Annotated in this window: 1 protein-coding gene; it reads right to left on the bottom strand. The window is 59.1% G+C overall.

Features of this window, described 5'->3' with window-relative positions:
• Positions 1–788, bottom strand: a protein-coding gene (locus UB90_RS22650; RefSeq protein WP_110590691.1) for an IS5 family transposase whose coding sequence is annotated in 2 segments (ribosomal slippage) — positions 1–449 and positions 449–788 — 789 coding nt in all. Because the reading frame shifts where the segments join, the coding sequence is not laid out codon by codon here.
• Positions 789–851: the final 63 nt, after the last annotated feature.

The following is an 851-nucleotide window of genomic DNA, read 5'->3' as shown; positions in this document are numbered from 1 at the left end:
TCATGTTGACAAATGACGCAGCCAAAGGCGTATCGACGTTATGTCGATGAAGCCTAGGAAGCTTTCCGCGGTCTTGTCGTAGCGGGTGGCGACGCGGCGGGCGTTCTTCAGCTTGTTGAAGCACCGTTCGACCAGGTTACGCAGCCGGTAGAGTGATCGGTCCACGCCAACGCGCTTTTTGCGGGACTTGCGCATCGGAATGACCGGCAGGACATTCCGTTTGTCCATGGTTTCCCGAATGCTGTCAGCGTCATAACCTCTGTCGGCGAGCAGGACGCTCGGTGTCGGCAGATTGTCGGCCATGACCAGATCGAAGCCGAGATAGTCGGAGGTTTGCCCCGCGGTGATCTCTGTCCTCATAGGCAGCCCTGCTGCATTGACGAGGAGGTGGATCTTGGTCGTGAAGCCGCCACGCGAACGGCCAAAACCCTGTCGCGGAGTCCCCCTTTAGCGCCCGCTGCCTGATGATGGGCACGAACCACGGTGCTGTCGATCATTTGCAGTGCGTGCGGGACTGCTCCGCTTTCGTTCAGGGCGTCCATAATCTGCTCCCAGAGCCCCGCCAGCGTCCAACGCCGAAACTGGCGGTAGACGCTTGACCACTTGCCGAACTCTTCCGGCAGATCGCGCCAGGGCGAGCCTGTGCGAGCGATCCAAAAAATCCCGTCAAGAACTAGGCGGTGGTTGGTAGGTTTGCGCCCGTTCGGGGCGCGGACCGTTAGGATGAAACGCTCAAAGAACGCCCATTCCTCGTCCGACATCAGGTCTCGTGCCAAGCTGGTCTCCATTGCAGATACCAGCTTGAAGCACGCTTGCCGGGCAATGTGAATCCCTTTTGTCAACACGTCCTA

The organism is Tritonibacter mobilis (assembly GCF_001681715.1).
GTDB lineage: Bacteria > Pseudomonadota > Alphaproteobacteria > Rhodobacterales > Rhodobacteraceae > Epibacterium > Epibacterium mobile.
The sequence above is the reverse complement of the archived record's forward strand: the minus strand, read 5'-3'. Positions and strand labels throughout refer to the sequence as shown.